The 2,797-nt window shown below is 31.9% G+C and carries 1 protein-coding gene and 1 pseudogene; one reads left to right on the forward strand and one right to left on the reverse strand.

Going from position 1 to position 2,797, the window contains the following annotated elements; all coding sequences use genetic code 11:
• The first annotated feature begins 372 nt into the window (after positions 1 to 372).
• Positions 373 to 1,599: an IS110 family RNA-guided transposase gene (locus tag JCM6256_RS09070; protein WP_025081361.1), complete on the forward strand. Its 1,227-nt coding sequence runs from the start codon at positions 373 to 375 to the stop codon at positions 1,597 to 1,599.
• 197 nt (positions 1,600 to 1,796) lie between these two features.
• Here the strand turns inward: JCM6256_RS09070 and JCM6256_RS10255 are convergent.
• Positions 1,797 to 2,593, reverse strand: a pseudogene (locus tag JCM6256_RS10255) (ParA family protein).
• Positions 2,594 to 2,797 lie beyond the last annotated feature (204 nt).

The raw sequence follows: 2,797 nt of genomic DNA on the forward strand, positions 1-2,797 counted from the left end.
TTCTTAATATCCTTTTATATATACTGATATTCATCATTATAAATGCACATATATTTATAGTGATAAATATTAAATAATAGCTGATACTACAGTGATTATGAGCATAATAAACATTCTAAGCTAAATAGTGAATTAGTTATCCGACGGGATAATTGATTCACTATTTTTATTCTCTTGTAGAATTTAAGTAGTAGTAAAACTATATGTCATCGGGGCTTTAGACGCTTGACGTCGCATAATAAACTGGCAGTTTTGCTTGAGTTTTCAGGAGTCTCTTCGAAGAATGTGGACACTTAGATGTCGAGTTTAGAAAATTAGATCTGATTTCTTAAGTAAATACGTTTTACTACTTGAGCTTAGGGGGTTATATTTATGCAAGTTACTTTTGGAATTGATGTAAGCAAGTCTACTTCTGCTGTTTGCGAACTAATTGGTGAAAGTAAAAATGAACTTACTATTACCAATGATCGTCCTGGTTTTATTCAATTACTTCATGAGCTGGCTGCTTTTTCTAAACATCCACAAATTATTTTTGAAGCTACCGGTGTTTATTCACGCAGACTGCAGGCTTTTTTGGAAGACTACGGTTATGAATATGTTGTCCTTAATCCGCTTAAAGCTAAAAAGGAAATAGACCTTGGATTGAGACACAACAAAACTGATAAAACTGATGCTTATCATTTAGCCCTGATTCAAAGGCTTCACCATCATCCAGTTAATCAGCTTCAATCTCAAACTTACAAACAGCTTAATTCTCTGAGCCGTTTTTATGACCAGCTGACAAGTGACTTGGTAATAGCTAAAAATCGACTTCACCAAGCTCTACAGTCAACCTTTCCCGAAATTGAAAACTTATTTTCTATTGCTAGAGGTAAGAATTATTGGCAAATAGTTGCTCGTTATCCTCATTGTGATTTAGTAAGAAAAGATGATAAAAAGCAGATCATTAATTGGCTATTGCAATTAAAAGGTATTGGCTTTAAGCATGCACAAAAGACTACAGAGAAATTAATCGAATTGGCCAATAAAGCCTATCCGGTTGTCTCATCCGACAGCGTAGAAGTCGAACAGGCACAATACTATGCCCAAAGGCTGCTCAGCTTAAGTGAACAAAGAGAAAAGATAATTGAGCGAATGATCAAGCTAGCCCAATCCCTGCCCAATCATGACTTGCAAAACCTAGAAAGCATTCCAGGTTTTGCACAGACTACTGCAGTCAGAGTTTTAGCAGAATTGGGAGATTTGCGTAGATTTAGTAATCCTAATAAAATCAATGCCTTTATTGGAATTGATCCAGGCAGATATCAGTCAGGCGAAACAGACTCTAATTTAAGCATTACAAAGCATGGCAATGCAGTGGCACGCAAATTGCTTTATCGGGCTATTGGTCAAATTGATAATGCGGCTAAGACTAATCCGTGTCATATAGCAGATTATTATGAAAGCAAAAAGCCATCCTCTCAAACCAAAGGATTTAAGAAGATAGCTATTGCTTCAATACATAAATTAATCAGAACCATTTATGCTCTGATTATCAATGATCAACCATATGATTACAACGTAGCCACACATAATCAAAAAGACTTTGGTCGTAATTAATTGATCAAGTACATTATAACGCTAAGCCCAAAAATCAGATATGGATCTGGGCTTATTTGTCGTGTCTAACTAAAAAAATAAATCGACACTAAAAGATGCTTAAGTTGAAATTAAAATAAAAAATGAAGCCAAGCTTCTTATTATGCTTGACTTTACGTAGAAAAAGCCATTAATTATTTAATTAATGGCCGTATATTTTATAATGAATCTTGAATTTTCTCCCAAGTTTTATCGAAATCTTGGAAGAAATTATAGTTTCGATTATAAGTTCGAATGTCATCTTTCATGTCCACTACAGGAGTTTCATCTAAATTTGAACGATTATATAATTCTTTTTCAGGAATTACACCAATCACTGTTTCATCTCCTTTAATTGAAGCTAACATATCATTTGAAGATGAAGTATTACGTTTAATCATATTAGCAACGAAAAATAGTTTTGCTGTTACATATGATTCACCAGTACTAAATTCAATTGCTTCTTTACGTAAATCATTAATTCTATCTTCTAAATTATATTTAGCATCGAATCCATGCTTACTTGGTGTAATAGGACTGATGATATCGTGACTAACAATAATGGCATTTTTAGTAGCAGTAGAAAAGTCTGGATGCAATCAATAATAATATAGTCATATTGACTTATGTTTAACTTATCGAAATTATTATTGAGCCACATGTATAAGCGCATGTTTTTATTAGTCATGTTTTCAATGTTAGTTTCAATATCATCTAGATGCATGTTACCAGCAATCAAGTCGATATTCTTTTTAACATGATTAATTGTTACATCATCCTTTTGAAGAAAGATATTTGCTACAGTTCCAATTTTATCGTCACCATATACTTCGTATGTTTGACTTAAATTACATTGATGGTCAAGATCGATGAAGAGAATTTTGTTACCTTGTTTTGCTAACCATTCACCAAAATTATAAGCCAAAGTTGTTTTTCCAACGCCACCTTTTATAGCAGCAAAAGAAACTATTTTCATATTTGATCTCCTTTGAATCTTACTTTTAACTAAATGATAGCACAGCTTTATCTACATTTATACAAATAAATCTATTTATAAAAGATATGAATTTATATAAATGTAAGTATACATATAATTATAGTTATAATACTTAATCTTAAAAAACGCTGGTGTTATAGTGTTTTTAGTTATACTTATATAAAATATTATATTAAATAAGTA

This window comes from Lactobacillus hamsteri DSM 5661 = JCM 6256 (assembly GCF_000615445.1).
Taxonomy (GTDB): Bacteria; Bacillota; Bacilli; order Lactobacillales; family Lactobacillaceae; genus Lactobacillus; species Lactobacillus hamsteri.

Excerpts from the sequence above, each read along its gene's own strand:
- JCM6256_RS09070 (WP_025081361.1), top strand. The coding sequence starts at position 373 with ATGCAAGTTACTTTTGGAATTGATGTAAGCAAGTCTACTTCTGCTGTT.